Below are 18,864 nucleotides of genomic sequence, written 5' to 3'. Positions count from 1 at the left end.
CGACGGCGGGCGCACCATGGCCGGGATGGTGGCCGATTTCCGCTAGCACGGTGCGGCGGGAGCTGACATTGTGGATTGCGTGACGATCACGGCGTTGAATTTCGAGCAGTGCTATCGGGCGGTGTCGACGCGCGACTCGCGCTTCGACGGACAGTTCTTCACGGCGGTGCGTACCACCGGAATCTATTGCCGCCCTTCGTGTCCGGCGATCACGCCGAAGCGGGCGAATGTCAGCTTCCTGCCGACGGCGGCCGCCGCGCAGCACGCGGGATACCGGGCATGCCGCCGCTGCCTGCCGGACGCGGCGCCCGGCTCGCCGCTGTGGAACACCAGGGCCGATCTGGCCGCCAGGGCCATGCGGCTGATCGGCGACGGCGTCATCGAACGGGGCGGGGTGCCCGCGCTGGCCGCCACGCTCGGCTACTCCCAGCGTCAGCTCACCCGGGTGCTCACCACCGAACTCGGGGCCGGGCCGCTGGCGCTGGCCAGGGCGCACCGCGCGCACACCGCCCGGCTGCTCATCCAGACCACCGCGATGCCGATGTCGGATATCGCGTTCGCGGCGGGTTTCGCCAGCATCCGCCAGTTCAACGACACGGTGCGCGAGGTGTTCGCGGTCAGCCCGACGACCATGCGGACCGAGGCGCAACGCGCCCGCAAGGACCCGGCGCAGACCGCGCCGACGGTGAACGGCACACTCTCGCTCCGGCTTCCGTTCCGGGAGCCGCTGGACCACGCCTGGCTGGAGTGGTTCCTCTCCTCGCACGTGGCGCCCGGCATGGAGCTCTGGGAAGACCACACCTACACCAGGAACCTGCGCACGCCGCACGGGCACGCGACGGCTCGGCTGAGCTTCCGCGGCGATCACGTGCGCGCGGAACTGGCGCTGCACGACATGCGTGATCTCGCGCCGACGGTCGCGCGGGTGCGTCACCTGCTCGACCTCGACGCCGATCCGGTCGGCATCGATGAGGTGCTCGGCGCGACGGCGCTCGACGGCAGCGCGACGTCGGCGAGGCGCGGGTCCGCCGCCGACGCCTTCGACATCGAGGACGCGCGCCGGGTGCGTACCGCGACCCTGCCCGATGTGGGCAGCGCGCCCGCCACCGTCGGGGCGGGTATGCCGCACACCGGCGCCGACCGGGTGGTGTTCACCCCCGGCATTCGAGTGCTCGGTTGCCTGGACGGCCCGGAACTGTTGCTGCGCACCATGATCGGGCAGCAGATCTCGGTGTCGGCCGCAGCCACCCACACGGCCCGGTTGGTGGAGGCACTCGGCGAAACGGTCGAGGGGCCGGTACCGCGGCTATTCCCGACGCCGGACGTCATCGCCGAGCGAGGGGCCGAAGTGCTGACCGGTCCGGCGCGGCGCATCCGCTCGATCGTCGGCGCGGCGGCCGCGCTCGCGGCGGGCGATCTGCAACTGCACGCCGGTCGCACCGCGCCCGACCTGCGCCGCGATCTGCTGGCACTGGACGGCGTCGGGCCGTGGACCGCCGACTACGTGACCATGCGCCTCCTGGCCGATCCCGATATCTTGCTCGACACCGACCTAGTCGTCCGGCAGGGCGCGGATCTGCTCGGCATCGACCTGAGTGATACCGCGCGCTGGGCGCCTTGGCGGTCCTATCTCTCCATGCACCTGTGGAAAACCGCGCTGAGCAGGCGCGCCGCCGCACCCAAGCGACCGGCCCGCTCGGCACGCAAGACCGACTGACCCACCCTGCCGCACCATCGAAAGCGAGCACACCATGAGCATCGAATCGACCCGCGCCGCCGACTTCAGCGTCGTCGACACACCCATTGGCCCGTTCACGGCGATCGCCGACGACGAGGGCGCGGTGCTGGCCTCCGGCTGGACCTCCGACGCGGAGAACCTGCGCCTGCTGATCCACCCGACGCTGCGTCCGGCCGTACTGCGCCAACGGGATTCGCTCGGCGCCGTCTCGGAAGCCATCCTCGCCTATCACCGCGGCGACGTGCACGCCATCGACGACGTTCCGGTGCGCCAGCGGTCAGGGGAATTCCTCATGCAGGCCTGGGACGTGCTGCGGAAGGTCCCCGCGGGCGATCCGGTGACCTACACCGAGTTCGCCGCCATCTCCGGACGACCGGAGGCGACCCGCGCCGCGGCCAACGCGTGCGCGCGCAATGCGGCCGCGCTGTTCGTGCCGTGCCACCGGGTGCTGCGGATCGGCGGGGCGCTCGGCGGATTCCGGTGGGGGCTGGACGTCAAGAGGTGGTTGCTCGATCACGAGGCGTGAGCTTTCGCCCGGCTCGAACGCGCCGGTCGCCCGATTGGGTGACCGGCGCGTTGTCGTTTACGAGGACGAAAGAGGTGGCGTTGCTCACCGCGCGCCGGACATACCGAGGTCTCCGCCGCGGCGGTTGCCGATCGGGGCGAAGACTCGGCCGAGCGCCCTTGACTAGAGTTCGACTCTAGTGACACTCTCACTAGAGTTAAACTCTAGTGAGAGGACGGCTCATGGCCGACAGAGTCTTCGACCGCAGGGACCGGCTGGTCCTGCTGCTGATCACCGTCGTGGAGCTGGTGGTGTTTCTCGACACCACCGTGCTGAACGTGGCGCTGCCCGCCATCGGCGCGGACCTCGGACTCGGCGAGGCCGGGCTCGGCTGGATCACCAACGCCTACCTGCTGGCGTTCGGCGGGTTCATGCTGCTGGGCGGGCGCGCCGCCGATCTGATCGGACCGCGTCGGGTGTTCACCGGCGGGTTGATCGTGTTCACCGTTGCGTCGGCGCTGGCAGGCTTCGCCGACTCCGCCGCGATGCTGATCGCGGCGCGCGCCCTTCAGGGCGTCGGGGCCGCTGTATTGATTCCGGCCCAATTAGCCCTGCTCACTGCGAGTTTCACCGCGCAGGCGGCCAGGAACCGGGCGTTCGGGGTGTGGAGCGCGATGGGCGCGGCGGGCGCGGCGATCGGCACCGCGGTGGGCGGGCCGCTCACCGACGCGTTCGGCTGGCCGTCGATCTTCCTGGTCAACGTGCCCGTCGGGCTCGTCGCGCTGGCCGGCGTCCGGCTGCTGCCGCGCGACTCCGCGCGTCCGTCCGAAGGGGTGCGCCGACTGGACATCCCCGGCGCGATCACCGGAACCACGGCGCTGCTGCTGATCGGCTACGCGATCGGGGCGCTCGGCTCTCCCGACACCCGCGCGGTCGCGGCCGGTCTGCTCGTGCTCGGGGTGGCGCTGCTCGCTGGCTTCGTGGCCGTCGAAGCGCGCAGCCCGCATCCGCTGATGCCGCTGCGGCTCTTCACGATTCGCCAGGTGAGCGGCTCGGCGGTGGTGAACGCCCTGGTCGGTGCGGCACACGTGCCGACCTTCGCGCTGCTGGCGCTGTATTTGCAGAACACCCAGGACTACAGCCCGACCCGCTCGGGTCTGGCGGTGCTCCCGGTCGCGGCGGTCAACATCCTCGCTTCCCGCACCCTCATCCCCTACCTCATGGACCGACTCGGCGCGGCGCGCGTGCTCGCGTTGGGCCTCGGCCTCCAAGCCTTGGCCATGGGCTGGTTCGCCCGCCTCCCCGCGCACGCCGACTACCCGATCGACATCCTCCCCGGCGCGATCCTGCTCGGCATCGGCCTCCCCGCCGCCTTCGTCGGCGTCACCGCACCGGCCGTGACCTCGGTCGACACCGCCGACACCGGCATCGCCGCCGGCATCGTCAACACCGCCCAACGCGTCGGCTCGGGCCTCGGCGTGACCGCCCTGCTCCTCCTCGCCGACCTGATCACCACCCGCGCCACCACAGCCCCGGACAGCGCCTATCGCACCGGGCTCGCCGCGGCATTCGCCACCGCCGCAGGCTTGGCCGCCCTCGGGGTGCTGCTCACCCTTACCTTGCGGCGGACGCGAAACGCGGTGTCCGACAGCGCGATCAACGACTCGTCGATGGGGGCATCACATGCCGGAAAGTCCTGATCAGCGCTGCGTAGTAGCGGTGTAGCAATTCCGTAGCGGTCAAGCAGCGGGTCGGCTAACCTGGAAGCATGTCCGCCCCCGCTGAACTGCCCGAGATCCCGCAGCGCGAACTCCGCAACAACGCCGGTCGTGTGCTGCGGGATGTCAGCGCCGGGCAGTCCTACACCATCACCGTGGATGGCACGCCGGTAGCGGACCTGATCCCGCACCGCCGGGTCACCCGCAGAACCGCGGTCCCCCGAAATGAGGTGCTCGCGGCCTTCGTCGGACTATCGCCCTCCACCCACGACTGGGCGACTGAATCGGCCGAGTTGGTGGACGACTCGATTTACGACCCGTACGACCGAGCGCGCCGGGTCGGAGAGTTCGCGGCGGACGAGAACAAATGATCCCCACCCCGGAACGCGGGCTGGTCGACACCAATGTGCTCATCCTTACCGATGCTCTCGCGCCCGACGAGCTTCCCGCAGAGATGATCGTGAGCGCCCCCACCATGGCGGAACTCGCCGCCGGGCCGCACTATGCGCGTGATCCCGAGGAGCGTGCACGGCGAATCGAGCGTCTCCAGAACGCCGAGGCCATCTTCGAGCCGCTCCCCTTTGACACGCGAGCGGCGCGTCGCTACGGCCACGTCATCGCGACGATCCTCGCCGCAGGACGAAATCCCAAGCCGCGCAAGGTAGATCTCATGATCGCGGCAATCGCCTCGGTCCATGGATTGCCGCTGTTCACTGTCAACCCAGACGACTTCGAGGGTCTGAGCGGTCTGATCGACGTCCATTCGGTCACCCATCCCGACAATCTTCGTCGATAGGCGCACCTCCGCCTCTCTGCCATGCGCGGCCGAGATGGACTCGTCCGGAGACGCGGATCAGGCGACGGTGGTCTGGAGGCGGGAGCCGGTGCGGCCGCGCACGACGTGCAGGCGGCTGGGGATGCGCTGGCGCATTTCGTCGACGTGGCTGACCAGGCCGACGACGCGGCCGCCCGCGCGGAGTTCGTCGAGGACGCCCATGACGGCGTCGAGAGTGTCGGCGTCCAGACCGCCGAAGCCCTCGTCGATGAAGAGGGTGTCCAGGACCAGACCGCCGGATTCGGCGGCGACGGTGTCGGCAAGGCCGAGCGCCAGCGAGAGGGACGCCATGAAAGTCTCTCCGCCGGAGAGGGTCTTGGCGGGACGCACGGCGCCGGTGTAGTCGTCGCGGATGTCGAGGCCGAGGCCGCCGCGCCTGCCGCGCGGACCGGCCTTGTCGGAATGCACGAATTCGTAACGGCCGCCGGACATTCGGCGCAGCCGCACGGAACCCGCGAGGGCCACCTCCTCCAGGCGGGCGGCGAGCACGTAGGAGCGCAGCGACATGCGCCGGTTGTTCTCGCCGCGTCCCGCGACCACGTCGGCGAGCCCGGCCAGCTCTTCGTGGGTGCGCTGCAGCGGCGCGATCCGGTCGACCTCGGTCCACAGCTGACCGCCGAGTTCCTCGAGCAGCTGCACCCGCCGCCCCGCCTCGGCCTGCGCGGCGACAGCCGCGTTCAGCCTGGTCTGCGCGTCGGCGAGCCTGCGCTCCAGCTCGGCGGAATCGCCGGGTTCGGCGGTGGCGGCGGCCTGGATCTCGGGTTCGGCGAGCACCTTCTCGGCGTGCGCGCGGGCGTGTTCGGCGGCGACGAGTTCGGCGTCGATCTCCTGCTGCCGCTGCGGGGTCCGCGAGGCGGCGTTGACGACGCGGGCGAAGGCAGTCAGTAGCGCGACGTCGTCGGCGCCGAGCTCATCTTCCGGAACGAACCCGGCTGCGCGCGCGAGACTTTCGACGCGACCCGCAATCACGGTGACCTGCTCGTGCGCCGCGACCGCCGCGGTGCGTGCGGCGCGCAGCGCGGTGGCGTCGGTGACCAGTCCGTTCAGCCGGGCACGGCGGCGATCGATGGTGTCGTCGGCGCCCGCGGCGGCGCGCAGGCGTTCGGTGAGTTCGCCGAGGCGGGCGACCGACGTTGCGATGCGGGTGGCGACGGTGCTCGCGCCCGCCTCGGCCGCGCGTAGGTCGTCGTGCAGGCGGGTTTCCTCGGTGCGCAGCCGGGACAGTTCGGCGGTCGACCCGTCGACCAGTGCGGCGAGTTCGGCGGCGTCCTCGTAGCGGTGGGTCACCGAGCGCAGGGCGGCCGCGAGCTCCACGCGGTCGGTGTCGCCGCCGCGGGCGGTCAGCGCCTCGATCTCCCTTTCCAGATCGGTGATTCGGGTATGGACGCGGTCGCGGTTCTCCTCGGCGGTGCGCTCGGCGGCGACCGCCGCGTCCTCGACCTCCTTGGAGACCGCGCTCGGCGCGGGCTCGGCGGGCGACGGGTGCTCCGCCGCGCCACACACCGCGCACGGTTCCCCGTCGACGAGCTGACCGGCCAGTTCGGCGGCCATCCCCGCCAGGCGGCGCTCGCGGAGGTCGAGCACGTGCTCCTTGGCGTCGTTGTGGACGGTCCGCGCGGTCTCGAATTCGATCCGGGTGCGGTCCAGATCCGTTCTGCGACCCGCCAAGTCGACGGCGGCGGTGGCGGCCGCCTGGAGCCGTTCGCACTCGGCGGTCAGCGAAGGCAGTGTGGCGGCGGCCTCGGCCGCCTCGCGGACCCTGGCCTCGGCCGCGGCGATCGTCGCGGGCAGGCGCTCGCGGCGGCCGGTCAGCTCGGCCATTCGTTCGGTCAGCGCCGCCGACTCGGTACGCAGCTCGTCGATCTCCCGTCGCAGCCGGTCGGCGGCGGCATCGGCACGCACCTCGTCGAGCGCGCCGATCTGGGCGCTCCAGCGACGGACGACGGCGTCGAGATCGGCGTCCGTGCGAATCATCGGACCCGATCGATCCTGGGCCGGATCTTCTTCCGCACCAGCACTTTCCGACGCGATCAGTGTCGCACCGCCGAGATCGGCCGCCGCGGGATCGCGCAGCGCGCCCGCCAATCGCGCCGCGACCGCGGCCGCCTCGCTCTCGCGACGACGCGAGGTCATGACCGCGGCGCGCGCCTCATCGATGGCCTCCGCGACCGGCTGAGCCCGCTGAGCGGCCGCCAGCTCAGCACGCAGCGCGGCGCGGTGCTCGGCGCTCGCGGCGTAGTCGTCGAGCTGACCGCGGGCGGCGATCATCCTGCGTCGCAGTTCCGCGAGCCGCCGCTGCTCGTCCGCGAATTTTCGCAACTCGGACGAATCCTGTTGGCAGAGCGCGGCTTCCGCAGTCGTCTCGGTCAGGTCGGCGCGGGCGGTGGCGAGCAGATCCTGCGACCAGCTCACAGCCTCCAACACGCCGACCGACTCCGTCACGCTCAGGCCTGCTGCGCCGCGGATCTGCGCGATCAGCCGTTCGATGCCCTGCCTGCGCGACTCCAGTTCGGTCGCCGAGGCACGGCGCTTGTCGGCGAGCCAGTGCTCGGCGGTGCCGAAACGTTCGGTGTCGAAAAGCTTTTCGAGCAGCTTCTCGCGATCCTCGTTGTCGGCCCGCAGGAAACGCGCGAAATCGCCCTGGGGCAACAGCACAACCTGGAAGAACTGGTCGGCGCTCATGCCGAGCAGGCGGATGATCTCGTCACCGATGTCGGGGATGCGGGAGAGGTTCTCGCCGCGCCCGTCCAACCAGGTCAGCGTGGCCTTGGGCGGATCGGTGCGCATGCCGGTGCCGCGCAGCTTGGGCCGCTCGAACTCCGGAATCCTGGTGAGCCGCAAGCGTCGTCCGCCCAGCGTCGCCTCCAGCACGACCTGCGGCGGCGTCTGCTCCGGCGCGTGATCGGAATGCAGGCGCTTGCTTTCACCGCGCGCGCCGGGCACCCGGCCGTAGAGGGCGAAGGCGATCGCATCGAGCACGGTCGTCTTGCCCGCACCGGTCTGCCCGTGCAGCAGGAACAGCCCGTCCGCGCCGAGCGCGTCGAAGTCGACGACCGTGGTGTCGGCGAACGGGCCGAAGGCGGTCATCTCCAGCCGATGCAGTCTCATGCGGCGGCCTCGCGCCGCACCTTCGGCGTGGTCGCGCGCCATTCGCTCAGCGCGGCGCCGCCCCGTCCGCTCCCCGAGATCATGCGCTCAGCTCGCCAGAGAGCGGCAACTCGGCGGCCACCGAGGACACCCGCTCGGGTTCGGCGACCGCGGCGGCCAGCGCTCGCTCGATCCACGTCAACTCCCCCTCGCTCGGCGCGCCGCGCACGTCGGTGAGGAAGCTCTGCGCTACTTCGGTGTCGCGGCGGCCGTGCACCCGCTCACGGTAACGCAGCTCCGGATTGCCGTCGGGCCGCACCCATTCCACGTGCACGGCGTGCGGGAAGCGCTCGCGCAGCTTGCGCAGCGCGTCGATCGGACGAGCTCGATCGACGAGGGTCGCGGAGACGTAATGGTCGACGGCCGCGTCGTGCGCCGGGTCCGCGAGCAGCTCGTCGAGCGTCCCGGTGAGGCGGCTCAGCCCGCGCACCACCGGCAGGTCGCGCCGCTGCACGTCGGACAGGCCGTCGGCGTCGAGGTCGACGAGCCACACGGCCTTGCGATGCGAGCTCTCGGCGAACGAGTACGGCAGCGGCGACCCCGAGTAGCGCACCGACCCGGACAACGTCTGCGGCGAATGCAGGTGACCGAGCGCCACGTAGTCGATGCCGTCGAACTCCGCGAGCGGCACCGTCTCCACGCCGCCGACCGAGATGGACCGCTCCGAACCGGTCGCCTCGCCGCCGACGACGAACGCGTGCGCCAGCACCACGGCGCGCGCGCCGGGCCGGCCCGCGAGATCGGCGCGAATCCGGCCCATCGCCGCCGCCAGGATCTCCGCGTGCGAACGTGCCTGCGGGACACCGAGTTCGGTACGGGTGATCTCCGGCTCCAGGTACGGGATGCCGTAGCAGGCCACCTCGCCGTGCTCGTCGGCCAGCAGGACCGGCCGATCGGCCGCGGCGACGGTGGTGCGCAGATACAGTCCGCCAGCAGCGGCGAAACTCGCGCCCGCGCCGAGCCGCGCGGGCGAATCGTGATTGCCCGAGGTCGCGACGATCACCGCGCCCGCGTCGCGAATCGCCTCGAAACCCCGATTGCAGACCGCGATCGCGTCCGCGCTCGGAATCGACCGGTCGTAGACGTCGCCGGGCACGACCACCACGTCCACCGACTCGGCCGCCACCAGCTCGGCGATGGCGGCCAGCGAACGTGCCTGGTCGGCAAGCAGATCGACGCCGTGAAAGGTGCGCCCGATGTGCCAGTCCGAGGTGTGCAGCATCCGCATGGCCAGAAACCGTAGAGCCACGCACCGACAGGGTTCAATTCGCCTCGCCCGCCGCGCGGCGTGTCGGGTTCGATTCGCCTCGCCTGCGGCGCGGCGTGTTCGCGGCCCCTTATGTCTCGCGTCCGGGCGGCCGAGACTCGCGACTGCGTCGTATGCGCTTCGACGGCCCCGACGCGAGACTGCCGCGAACGGGCTCGTGGGGCTCACCCCCGGCATGGCTGGGAAAGTGTGGCAGTTGCGGGTGATTCGGCGCCCGGCGAGCTGACGACTCCATGTGCGCCGCCTGGTTGCTCGGATGTCGGTGGTGTACGGCACTATCTGCGCTATGACCGCACCGATGCTCGTTGCGCTGCTGCTGGTGTTCGCCGCTGGAGTCGGAGTGGGCTGGTTGGGGCATACCGCGCGGGCCGGGCAGCGGGCGGCCGTCGCGGCGGCGAGACTGTCGGCCTCGGCCGACAACGAGCGTTTGCTACGGCAGTCGCTGCACGCCGCGAACGAGGATGCGGCGCGCAGGCATTCGCACGCCGTCGGCGCCATGGTGGAACCGCTGCGCGCGGCGGTCGGAGCGCTCGAGCAGCACATCCAGCAGGTCGAGCACCACCGCATCAACGCCTACTCGGGCCTGCGCGAGCAGGTGGCGAACATGCAGCGCACCTCATATCAGCTCGCAGGCCAGACCGGTCAGCTGGTCGCGGCGCTGCGTGCGCCGCAGGTGCGCGGGCGCTGGGGCGAGATCCAGTTGGAGCGCGTGGTGGAACTCGCCGGGATGACCAAGCACTGCGACTTCTCCACGCAGGTGAGCAAAGCGGTGCGCGGGGACGGCGACCTCGACCGCATCGGTTCGGTGCGGCCGGACCTGGTCGTGCATCTGGCCAACGAACGGCACATCGTGGTCGACGCCAAGGTGCCGTTCACCGCGTACCTCGACGCCAGCACCGCCGAGGACCCCGACGTGCGCGCCGATCTGCTGGTACGGCACGCCAAACAGCTGCGGGCGCACGTCGATCAGCTGGCCGACAAGGCGTACTGGGCGGCCTTCGATCCCGCGCCGGAGTTCGTCGTGCTGTTCGTGCCCGGCGACCCGTTCCTGGACGCCGCGCTGACCACCGATTCGGGACTGCTTGAGTACGCGTTCGGCCGCAACGTGATCCTAGCCACGCCGACGACATTGATCGCATTGCTGCGCACGGTGGCCTTCGGGTGGCGGCAGGAGGCGGTGTCCCGCGATATGGCGACGGTTCAGCAACTGGGCAGGGAGCTGTCGGCGCGGCTGGGCATGACCGGCAGGCACCTGGACCGGCTCGGCGCCCAACTCGGCAAGGCGGTGGACGCTTTCAATTACGCGGTCTCCTCGGTGGAGTCGCGGGTCATGGTCACCGCCCGCAAGCTGCACGAGCTCGAGATCGCCGAGCAGGAGACGCCCGCGATCCAGCGGGTGGACTCGCGCCCACGCGCCGTAGGGTTCGCCGACGCCGACGATTAGCGGACTTCCGCCTGCGATCCGGCCACGCGCGGCCGGCGACGGGCCGCCTCCGGCCGCGCCAGTTAACGGAGCAACGGCCCCGCCGTAACCCCACCGAACGGTGCGGCAGTTAGTGTTCATGGCGTGGCTGCTACCCAACGTGTGCGATCCCGGGTGCCCGCGCCGCAACGTTCGGTCCTGCCTTCGGTGCCGGGAATCCCGGCCTGGGGGGCAGTCCTGATCGCGGTCGCGTGCACGTTGCTGGGGTTCCTGATCGATGCCATCGGCGACAGCGCCGAACTCACCGCCAGCTTCGCCACGCTGTATATCGTCGGCTGTGTGGCCGCGGTGCTCGCCGTGCGATTGCGCGGGATCTTCACCACGATGGTGTTGCCGCCGCTGTTGCTCTTCCTCGCGGTTCCGCTGGCGTATCAGCAGCTGACCGGCCGGATCTCCACCGGGCTCAAGGACATCCTGCTGAACCTGGCCATCCCGCTGGTGAACCGGTTCCCGACGATGATCCTCGCCACCGCGCTTGTGCTGGCCATCGGTGGCGCGCGCATCATGGCCGTCAAACGCGAGTCGGCCGCGGAACACTCCAAGGAGGCTCGCCGCGGCTCGAGTTGGGGGCGCAGCGCCGTGCAGCGCCGCGATGAGGAGGCACCCGCCGAGCCTGCCCGTCGCCGCGCGCGGCGACCGCAGCCGGAGGTGGACGAGGATCCGGTGACCGACAAGTACGAACCGCCGCGCCCCGGCCGCCGTCCGTCCAATGCCGTCGCCGACGCCCCGCCCCGGGTGGGTTCGGGCGGCCGAGGCCGCGATGGCCGACCGGCTGGGCGCGGCCCGCGTCCGGCAGCGGCGCCGCGCGGGGAAACCGAACCGCCGCGCGGCGCCCGCGGCAGGGCCGAGGTACCGCCGCATCCGCAGCCGAATGTGCGCTACCGCGAACGCGATTCGAGCCGCACCCAGCGACGCAAGCCGGAAAGCCTCTGAGCGAGTTCGAAGCTCAGCGCGAGTAGAAGCTCCGCGCGAGTTGGAAACTCAGCGCCGGGTGGTGCGCAGTTCCCTCGGCAGCGAGAAGACCAGCGTCTCGTTGGCAGTGGTCACCGGCTGCACGTCGGCGTAGCCGTGTTCGGCGAGCATGTCCAGCACACCGCGCACCAGGATCTCCGGTACCGACGCGCCGGAGGTGATGCCGATCGTGCGCGCACCTTCCAGCCAGGCCGGGTCCACCTCGCGGGCGAAGTCGACCAGGTGCGCGGCCCGCGCGCCCGCGCCGAGCGCCACCTCGACCAGCCGCACCGAGTTCGAGGAGTTGCGCGAGCCGACCACGATGACCAGATCGCATTCCGGCGCCATCGCCTTCACCGCGACCTGGCGGTTCTGGGTGGCGTAGCAGATGTCGTCGCTCGGCGGGTCCTGCAGCGCGGGGAAGCGTTCGCGCAGCCGCTGCACCGTCTCCATCGTCTCGTCGACGCTCAGCGTGGTCTGCGAGAGCCAGATGACCTTGTTCTCGTCGCGCACGGTGACGCGGTCGACCGCGCCGGGCCCGTCGACCAGCTGGACATGATCGGGCGCCTCGCCCGCGGTGCCCTCGACCTCTTCGTGGCCCTCGTGGCCGATCAGCAGGATGTCGAAATCGTCGCGCGCGAAGCGCTTGGCCTCTTGGTGCACCTTGGTGACCAGCGGGCAGGTGGCGTCGATGGTGTGCAGATCGCGCGCCGCGGCGGCCTCGTGCACGGCCGGGGAGACGCCGTGCGCGGAGAACACCACGACCGCGCCGTTCGGCACCTCGTCGGTCTCGTCGACGAAGACGACACCGCGGTCGCGCAGCGTCTCCACGACGTGCCTGTTGTGCACGATCTCCTTGCGCACGTAGATCGGCGCACCGTGCTTCTCCAGCGCCTTCTCCACCGTTTCCACCGCGCGGTCGACGCCGGCGCAGTATCCGCGCGGCTCGGCTAGCAGCACGCGCTTACCACCGTCGGCATCGGCTGTTCCGGCGCCCGCCGAGCGGGCGATTCCGACGTTCAAAGGGATGGCCGAAGACATGTCCCCCAGAATACGTGCGCGCGGCGAGTCCATGATGGGCGGTGGAGCCTGACCGGCCATCGGCCGGGCGTTGAGCGACAATCTGTCTGTGACAGCGAATGACAACATGACCAGCGAACACGCAGGACGTCTCGCACTAATTCTTTGCAGATCACGCGGTATCGGGCAGGCTATGACCATGTTCCGACCTCCGTTTCTGGCCCGGGTCGCCGCCGGGGCCGCCGTCTACGCCCTCGAAGAAACCCGTCGGCTACCGACGGCCGCGATGAACTTCCCGATCACCGCGATCAGCCAGTTGCTGCAGACCACGATGCACATGCAGCAGTTCGTGACCAGCCTCGCCCTCAAGGGCGACGCGGTGTTCGAGCGACTGTCCAACAGCCCGGTGGAACAGCCGGAATGGGCGACGTTCGACGAGGATCTCGGCGACGAGCAATCCTCCGGCGACGACGTCGCGACCGCGGGCCGCAGCAGCCGGTTCGACCTGTACACCGCCGACGAGCCGCCTGCGAGCTCCACCAACGGATACATCGCCCCCGTGCAGACCATCACCGTGCCGGAGATCACCGACTCCGAGCCCGCCGAGACGTCCGCTGCCGCCGAGACGTCCGCTGCCGCCGAGACGTCCGCTGCCACCGAAGCGCCCGCCGCGGACGAGCAGGCCGAGATCGCCGAGCCGGAGATCGCCGCCCGCTACGACTACGCGAACATGACCCTCGCCCAGCTGCGCGCCCGCCTGCGCATGCTGACCCTCGACGACCTCACGGTGCTGCTCGACTACGAACAGCAGACCCGCGCAAGGGCGCCGTTCGTGACCATGCTGACGAACCGGATCGCCACCGTCCGGGCCCAGTGACCGCACCCGCGACGACCTCGCAGATGGTTGGCCGGGCTCGGTCCGGCCAACCCCGCCGCGTATATCTGTCCGTATGACACAGAGCGGTCAGCAGCCGTCCGCCGAGGCAGGCGCGGCCCCCGCCAACTCCGCCGAGCACCCGTGGCCGGTGCGCTCCGTCGCCGTGAAGGTCATGCAGTGGATCGACCGGCTCGGCTCCATCTGGGTGGAGGGGCAGATCACCCAGATCAACCTGCGCCCCGGAGCGCGCACCGCGTTCCTGGTGCTGCGTGACCCGTCGGCCGACATGTCCCTCCAGGTGACCTGCGACCCCGATCTGCTGCGCCGCTCCTCGATCCCGCTGCAAGAGGGCAGTCGGGTGGTGGTCTACGGCAAACTCACCTTCTTCACCGGCCGCGGCACTCTGTCGTTGCGCGTCATCGAGATTCGGCCCGTCGGGGTCGGCGAGTTGCTCGCCCGGATCGAGCGGCTCAAGGCGCTGCTCGACGCCGAAGGGCTCTTCGATCCCCGGCTCAAGCGACCGATCCCGTTCCTTCCGCGCACCGTCGGCCTGATCACCGGCCGGGCGAGCGCCGCCGAGCGCGACGTCCTGACGGTCGCCAGAAACCGTTGGCCCGCAGTGTGTTTCGAGGTGCGCAATACCGCGGTGCAAGGACCTACCGCGGTGCCGCAGATTCTGGACGCACTGGCCGAACTCGACCGCGACCCCGCCGTCGACGTGATCGTGCTGGCCCGCGGCGGCGGCAGCGTCGAAGACTTGCTGCCCTTCTCCGACGAGGCGCTGTGCCGCGCCATCGTGGCGGCGACCACCCCGATCGTCAGCGCGATCGGCCACGAACCCGACAACCCGCTCACCGACTACGTCGCCGATCTGCGCGCCGCGACGCCGACCGACGCGGCCAAGCGCATCGTGCCCGACGCCGCTGCGGAACTGTCCGGCGTGCGTGACCTGCGCGCCCGTTCGGCGGCCGCGCTGCGCGGCTGGGTCGAGCGCGAGACCCGCGCGCTGGCACAGCTCCGTTCGCGTCCGGTCCTGGCCGCCCCGCTGCGCGAGATCGACCGGCGCGCCGAGGAGATCGAACGGCTGCGTGTGTCCGCGCGGCGCTGCGCCGAGCACGCGGTCGGCACCGAGGCCACCGCGACGCGCCACCTGCGCGAGAAGCTCACCGCCGTGGGTCCGGCCGCGACGCTGGCCCGCGGTTACGCTGTCGTACAGCGGGTGACCGGCTCCGAACGACACGTCGTACGCAGCATCGAGGACGCGCCCGCGGGCAGTCAGTTGCGCATCCGGGTCGCCGACGGCGCCGTGACCGCGGCCGCGCTCGGCACCCAAGCGCTCGGCGCGCGCACGCCGAGCGGTCGCACCGCGGATTCCGGCGCCCGCCGGGACGAGGAACGCACAGGAGGGAAATGACCTTGGCCGAAGCCGGCAAGGACGAGCTGGCCGAGATCGCGGGCTTCGGCTACGAACGCGCCCGCGACGAATTGGTGAACGTGGTCAAGATGCTCGAGCAGGGCGGCATGGACCTCGACGATTCGCTGGCGCTGTGGGAGCGCGGCGAGGCGCTGGCCAACCGCTGCGAGGAACACCTGGCGGGCGCGCGCAAACGGGTCGAGGACGCGCTCGCGCGCGCCGCTGCCGACGACGACGACGACGAGTGAACCCGAGGTCCGGACACCGCAAAGGAGGCGTTGTGACCGTCCGCCGCGCGACACCCGATATCCGCACCGACGACATGGAACGCAGCCGCGATTTCTACCGGCTGCTCGGCTTCGCCGAGGCGATGGACCTCGGCTGGGCCGTCACCATGGCCTCGCCCGCCAACCCGACCGCCCAGGTGCTGCTGGTCGGGCCGGAGGTCGAGCAGCCGCAGCCCGGCATGAGCGTGGAGGTCGACGATGTCGACGCCGTGTACGCGGCGATGACCGCGAAGGGCGCCGACATCGTCTACGAACTCCGTGACGAGCCGTGGGGCGTGCGCCGATTCTTCGTCCGCGATCCGAGCGGAACGATCGTCAACGTCGTCGCCCACCTGGGCCGCGACGGCGTGCGCTACTGAAGGTCGCGCGCGAACGCCTCGAATCGCCGCATGTCCTGGTCCGTGCCGGTGCGCCGGAACCCGGCTTTCTCCAGCACCCGGATCGAGGCAGAACGGGCACCGAACCCCGGGGCACCAGGCTTCTGCGCCGACCGACCTCAGCGAGCCAGCGGCTGCGCGGCGGTGACCGCCTTGGCCAGCGCCTCGAACGCCGCCTCGTTCCCCGCGCCCTTGATCAACACGCGGACGCCGCCCAGGTCGGCGATCCACGCCGTCTCCTCGGTCGGCTCGGCGTAGACGATCCACTTCTGGTCGCCGATCCGCTCCGCACCGCTGGCGTAGCGCGAGCCGAGCACGAAGCGCGCGAGCGATTCCTCGGTGGCGCTGCTCTGGGTCAGCTGCATGTAGGTGCCCTGCCCGGTGATGTAGCCGACGGTGCTCAGCGGGCCGCCGCCCTCGCCGGTGACCGTGTCGCGGCTTCCGGAGTTGGGGGTCCAATCGGCCGGCACGCTCGGGTTGCGAATGGGGAACGCCAGCGTGCGCGCGTCGGTCTTCAGCGCCGCGTTCACGTCGAAGTGGGGAATCTGGCCTGGCGTCGGCCCCTTGGCGGCGAAGCTGCACTGGCTGGCCAGCGCGGCGAAGACCACGGCGATCAGCACCAGCGGGATCAGCGAGAAGAACAGATCCTTGTAGTCGTGCAGGATGCGTGGCTTTTGGTAGGACACGCTCTCAGTATCCACTCGGTGGGCAGGTGCGCGGCCAGGCACCCCCGTGGCCTGGACCAGGGGTGCTCGGACGGGTGACCGCGGAATGAGACAATCGTCCCGTACTTACAACCCGAGGGAGGCACCCCGCCATGACGGCATCTTCGCCAGCACCTAGCCGCCGCGAGGCGCCGGACCGCAATCTCGCGCTCGAACTGGTCCGGGTGACCGAAGCGGGCGCCATGGCCGCCGGGCGCTGGGTCGGCCGCGGTGACAAGGAGGGTGGCGACGGCGCCGCTGTCGACGCGATGCGGCAGCTGGTCAGCTCGGTTTCGATGCGCGGCATCGTGGTGATCGGCGAGGGCGAGAAGGACGAGGCGCCCATGCTGTACAACGGCGAGGCCGTCGGCGACGGCACCGGTCCGGAACTCGACTTCGCGGTCGACCCGATCGACGGCACCACGCTGATGTCGAAGGGCTCCCCCGGGGCGATCTCGGTGCTCGCGGTCGCCGAGCGCGGCGCGATGTTCGACCCATCCGCGGTGTTCTACATGCACAAGATCGCGGTCGGCCCCGAGGCCGCCGACGTGATCGATATCTCGGTCCCGATCGGCGAGAACATCCGCCGGGTGGCCAAGGCGAAGAAGTCCGCGGTGTCCGACCTGACCGTCTGCATCCTGGACCGGCCCCGGCACGCCGACCTCATCCAGGAGGTCCGCGACGCGGGCGCCCGCATCCGCCTGATCTCCGACGGCGACGTCGCGGGCGCCATCGCGGCGGCCCGCCCGGATTCCGGCACCGACATCCTGGTCGGCATCGGCGGCACCCCCGAGGGCATCATCGCCGCGGCGGCCATGCGCTGTATGGGCGGCGCGCTGCAGGGCATGCTGGCTCCGAAGGACGACGCCGAGCGGCAGCAGGCCATCGACGCGGGACACGATCTGGACCGGGTGCTCACCACCGAGGACCTGGTGGCCGGGGACAACGTGTTCTTCTGCGCGACCGGCGTCACCGACGGCGACCTACTACGCGGCGTCCGCTACTACGGTGGCGGCGCCTCCACGCACTCGATCGTCATGCGCTCCAAGTCGGGCACCGTCCGCATGATCGACGCCTACCACCGCCTGACCAAGCTGCGCGAGTACTCCTCGGTCGACTTCCACGGCGACGAGCACGCGGCCCCGCCGATGCCCTGATCCGCTCGCACCGCGCGGCCGCATCCGGAACTTCGGGTGCGGCCGCACGCGTATGCCCGAACATGATCCTCGGGAGCACCCACTCGCGGATAGGGGACGATGTCTCGGTGGTGATCGATACCGGCCAGGAATCGCCGTGGTGCACAACCGAACTCATGGCGCCGATGACCGCGGCGGCCGCACGGGCGGGTGCGGCCGAAGCGCCCCCGGTGGTGCTGATCGAGCGCGCCGACGTGCTGGTGCTGCGGGTCGGCGACGTCGTCGTCAAAGCCCACCCGGTGGAAACCGATGCGACAGCGCTGCTTTCCCGCCTTCGGCTGGCGAGCGCACCGCTCTGGCGCGACATCCTGTTGCCGCCGTTGCCGATCGGCGACGCGCTGCTGACGTGTCACGCGGGCCGGACGATCACGGCCTGGCCGTACGGCGAGCCCGTCGATCCCGACGACCCCGACGCCGCGCCGTGGGAACCCGCCGCAGCGCTGCTCGCCAGGCTGCACGCACTACCCGTACCTGCGCACAGCCTGCCGGAAGCGGGCGGTCCGGCGCGGGTCCGCCGCGCGATGCGCAGGCTGGGTGCCGCGAGCGATGTCGCGAATCGAGCGGCCGCCGCGGTCGTGTGCCGAGCATTCGCCACACTTCCCGAATCGGGTGCGACCGCGCGCACGCTCGTGCACGGCGACTTCCATCTCGGTCAGCTGGTGCGCGAGCCGCGCGGCGAGGCCGACCCGTGGCGGCTCATCGATATCGACGACCTCGGCGTCGGCGATCCGGCGTGGGATCTGGCCCGGCCCGCCGCGCTCTTCGCCGCGGGCATTCTCGAGCCGGTGACCTGGCTGCGGTTCCTCGGCGCCTATCGCACAGCGGGCGGAGTCGCGGTGCCGCGCGGCGCGGACGAGTGGACCGCGCTGGACATCCCGGCGCGCGCCGTCGCGGTGCAGGCGGCCGCGCTGGCAGTGGTCGCCGCCGGACGCGATGGCCGCGAACTCGATGATCTGGATACGGCTTTGGTGGACGCGTGCCAGCGGATAGCCATGGCATCGGACTTATCGTGATGCCCGCATGGTTTCCGGAAATCGACTAGCGTGGCCGAAATGCAGTGTCCGAAATGTCATGGATTGATGCAGACGTACAACCGCAGCGGGGTGCACATCGAACAGTGCGGTAACTGCCGGGGGATCTTCCTGGACTACGGCGAGCTGGAGAACCTCACCCGGCTCGAGGCGGGCTACGCCGCACCGCCGCCGCCCCCGGCCGCTCCCGCTCCCGGGTGGGGCGCGCCCGCCCCGCACTACGGGCACGGGCACGGGCACGGGCATCGGCACAACTCCTTCGGCAAGATGCTGTTCTCCTCCTGATGCCGGCGTCGCCGGTCCGGCGGACGGTA

General features: G+C 70.9%; 18 protein-coding genes. 14 read left to right on the top strand and 4 right to left on the bottom strand.

Features of this window, described 5'->3' with window-relative positions:
* Positions 1-70 precede the first annotated feature (70 nt).
* From AB0H50_RS16440 to AB0H50_RS16420, 5 genes are all read left to right on the top strand, one after another.
* Positions 71-1,717 (top strand): Ada metal-binding domain-containing protein, encoded by a 1,647-nt coding sequence (locus AB0H50_RS16440; RefSeq protein ID WP_357452582.1) that lies wholly within the window; start codon positions 71-73, stop codon positions 1,715-1,717.
* Positions 1,718-1,751: 34 nt separating this feature from the next.
* Positions 1,752-2,264 carry a methylated-DNA--[protein]-cysteine S-methyltransferase gene (locus tag AB0H50_RS16435; protein ID WP_357452579.1) on the top strand — a complete coding sequence of 171 codons (513 nt, stop codon included), beginning with the start codon at positions 1,752-1,754 and terminating at the stop codon, positions 2,262-2,264.
* Between the two features lie 221 nt (positions 2,265-2,485).
* The gene (locus AB0H50_RS16430) at positions 2,486-3,943 is read left to right on the top strand and encodes an MFS transporter (protein WP_357452576.1); all 1,458 of its coding nucleotides are present in this window, start codon (positions 2,486-2,488) and stop codon (positions 3,941-3,943) included.
* Positions 3,944-4,011: 68 nt separating this feature from the next.
* Positions 4,012-4,332 carry a type II toxin-antitoxin system prevent-host-death family antitoxin gene (locus AB0H50_RS16425; RefSeq protein ID WP_357452574.1) on the top strand — a complete coding sequence of 107 codons (321 nt, stop codon included), beginning with the start codon at positions 4,012-4,014 and terminating at the stop codon, positions 4,330-4,332.
* Complete coding sequence (locus AB0H50_RS16420; protein WP_357452571.1) at positions 4,329-4,757, top strand: type II toxin-antitoxin system VapC family toxin; 429 nt, start codon at positions 4,329-4,331, stop codon at positions 4,755-4,757. The genes AB0H50_RS16425 and AB0H50_RS16420 overlap by 4 nt, the downstream gene beginning before the upstream one ends.
* A 57-nt stretch (positions 4,758-4,814) precedes the next feature.
* Here the strand turns inward: AB0H50_RS16420 and AB0H50_RS16415 are convergent, their stop codons facing one another.
* Positions 4,815-7,904, bottom strand: coding sequence for an SMC family ATPase (locus AB0H50_RS16415; protein WP_357452568.1), 3,090 nt, complete (start codon positions 7,902-7,904; stop codon positions 4,815-4,817).
* A gap of 79 nt (positions 7,905-7,983) precedes the next feature.
* Positions 7,984-9,171 carry an exonuclease SbcCD subunit D gene (locus tag AB0H50_RS16410; protein ID WP_357453428.1) on the bottom strand — a complete coding sequence of 396 codons (1,188 nt, stop codon included), beginning with the start codon at positions 9,169-9,171 and terminating at the stop codon, positions 7,984-7,986.
* 325 nt (positions 9,172-9,496) lie between these two features.
* On the opposite strand from AB0H50_RS16410, the gene AB0H50_RS16405 reads away from it, so the two are divergent.
* Complete coding sequence (locus AB0H50_RS16405) at positions 9,497-10,654, top strand: DNA recombination protein RmuC (protein ID WP_357452566.1); 1,158 nt, start codon at positions 9,497-9,499, stop codon at positions 10,652-10,654.
* Between the two features lie 123 nt (positions 10,655-10,777).
* Positions 10,778-11,626, top strand: a complete 849-nt coding sequence (locus AB0H50_RS16400; protein ID WP_357452563.1) for a DUF6542 domain-containing protein — start codon at positions 10,778-10,780, stop codon at positions 11,624-11,626.
* A 48-nt stretch (positions 11,627-11,674) separates the two neighbouring features.
* Here the strand turns inward: AB0H50_RS16400 and AB0H50_RS16395 are convergent, their stop codons facing one another.
* Entirely contained in the window at positions 11,675-12,685 is a 1,011-nt protein-coding gene (locus AB0H50_RS16395) for a 4-hydroxy-3-methylbut-2-enyl diphosphate reductase (protein ID WP_357452560.1), read from the bottom strand.
* A gap of 178 nt (positions 12,686-12,863) precedes the next feature.
* Between AB0H50_RS16395 and AB0H50_RS16390 the strand changes: the two genes are divergently transcribed.
* The 4 genes from AB0H50_RS16390 (at position 12,864) to AB0H50_RS16375 (ending at position 15,601) form a co-directional block, all read left to right on the top strand.
* On the top strand, positions 12,864-13,541 hold the full coding sequence (locus tag AB0H50_RS16390; RefSeq protein ID WP_357452557.1) for a lipid droplet-associated protein: 678 nt from the start codon (positions 12,864-12,866) through the stop codon (positions 13,539-13,541).
* A 73-nt stretch (positions 13,542-13,614) separates the two neighbouring features.
* Positions 13,615-14,955, top strand: coding sequence for an exodeoxyribonuclease VII large subunit (gene xseA / locus AB0H50_RS16385; RefSeq protein WP_357452554.1), 1,341 nt, complete (start codon positions 13,615-13,617; stop codon positions 14,953-14,955).
* Positions 14,956-14,957: 2 nt separating this feature from the next.
* Positions 14,958-15,203 carry an exodeoxyribonuclease VII small subunit gene (locus tag AB0H50_RS16380; RefSeq protein ID WP_357453425.1) on the top strand — a complete coding sequence of 82 codons (246 nt, stop codon included), beginning with the start codon at positions 14,958-14,960 and terminating at the stop codon, positions 15,201-15,203.
* A gap of 32 nt (positions 15,204-15,235) precedes the next feature.
* Entirely contained in the window at positions 15,236-15,601 is a 366-nt protein-coding gene (locus AB0H50_RS16375) for a VOC family protein (RefSeq protein WP_357452551.1), read from the top strand.
* A 137-nt stretch (positions 15,602-15,738) separates the two neighbouring features.
* On the opposite strand, the gene AB0H50_RS16370 is transcribed toward AB0H50_RS16375, so the two are convergent.
* Complete coding sequence (locus AB0H50_RS16370) at positions 15,739-16,305, bottom strand: DUF4245 domain-containing protein (RefSeq protein WP_357452549.1); 567 nt, start codon at positions 16,303-16,305, stop codon at positions 15,739-15,741.
* A gap of 131 nt (positions 16,306-16,436) precedes the next feature.
* On the opposite strand from AB0H50_RS16370, the gene glpX reads away from it, so the two are divergent.
* The 3 genes from glpX (at position 16,437) to AB0H50_RS16355 (ending at position 18,835) form a co-directional block, all read left to right on the top strand.
* Complete coding sequence (gene glpX, locus AB0H50_RS16365) at positions 16,437-17,480, top strand: class II fructose-bisphosphatase (RefSeq protein ID WP_357452546.1); 1,044 nt, start codon at positions 16,437-16,439, stop codon at positions 17,478-17,480.
* Positions 17,481-17,587: 107 nt separating this feature from the next.
* On the top strand, positions 17,588-18,532 hold the full coding sequence (locus AB0H50_RS16360) for a phosphotransferase (RefSeq protein ID WP_357452543.1): 945 nt from the start codon (positions 17,588-17,590) through the stop codon (positions 18,530-18,532).
* 39 nt (positions 18,533-18,571) lie between these two features.
* A complete protein-coding gene (locus AB0H50_RS16355; RefSeq protein ID WP_357452540.1) occupies positions 18,572-18,835 on the top strand; it encodes a zf-TFIIB domain-containing protein in 264 nt (87 codons plus the stop codon).
* Positions 18,836-18,864 lie beyond the last annotated feature (29 nt).

The organism is Nocardia sp. NPDC050793 (assembly GCF_040654065.1).
GTDB lineage: Bacteria > Actinomycetota > Actinomycetes > Mycobacteriales > Mycobacteriaceae > Nocardia.
Note: the sequence above shows the minus strand (reverse complement) of the source record. Positions and strands in the feature narration are given on the sequence as shown.

Excerpts from the sequence above, each read along its gene's own strand:
- AB0H50_RS16435 (WP_357452579.1), top strand. The coding sequence starts at position 1,752 with ATGAGCATCGAATCGACCCGCGCCGCCGACTTCAGCGTCGTCGACACA.
- AB0H50_RS16430 (WP_357452576.1), top strand. The coding sequence starts at position 2,486 with ATGGCCGACAGAGTCTTCGACCGCAGGGACCGGCTGGTCCTGCTGCTG.
- AB0H50_RS16425 (WP_357452574.1), top strand. The coding sequence starts at position 4,012 with ATGTCCGCCCCCGCTGAACTGCCCGAGATCCCGCAGCGCGAACTCCGC.
- AB0H50_RS16420 (WP_357452571.1), top strand. The coding sequence starts at position 4,329 with ATGATCCCCACCCCGGAACGCGGGCTGGTCGACACCAATGTGCTCATC.
- AB0H50_RS16415 (WP_357452568.1), bottom strand. The coding sequence starts at position 7,904 with ATGAGACTGCATCGGCTGGAGATGACCGCCTTCGGCCCGTTCGCCGAC.
- AB0H50_RS16410 (WP_357453428.1), bottom strand. The coding sequence starts at position 9,171 with ATGCGGATGCTGCACACCTCGGACTGGCACATCGGGCGCACCTTTCAC.
- AB0H50_RS16405 (WP_357452566.1), top strand. The coding sequence starts at position 9,497 with ATGACCGCACCGATGCTCGTTGCGCTGCTGCTGGTGTTCGCCGCTGGA.
- AB0H50_RS16395 (WP_357452560.1), bottom strand. The coding sequence starts at position 12,685 with ATGTCTTCGGCCATCCCTTTGAACGTCGGAATCGCCCGCTCGGCGGGC.
- AB0H50_RS16390 (WP_357452557.1), top strand. The coding sequence starts at position 12,864 with ATGTTCCGACCTCCGTTTCTGGCCCGGGTCGCCGCCGGGGCCGCCGTC.
- xseA (WP_357452554.1), top strand. The coding sequence starts at position 13,615 with ATGACACAGAGCGGTCAGCAGCCGTCCGCCGAGGCAGGCGCGGCCCCC.
- glpX (WP_357452546.1), top strand. The coding sequence starts at position 16,437 with ATGACGGCATCTTCGCCAGCACCTAGCCGCCGCGAGGCGCCGGACCGC.
- AB0H50_RS16355 (WP_357452540.1), top strand. The coding sequence starts at position 18,572 with ATGCAGTGTCCGAAATGTCATGGATTGATGCAGACGTACAACCGCAGC.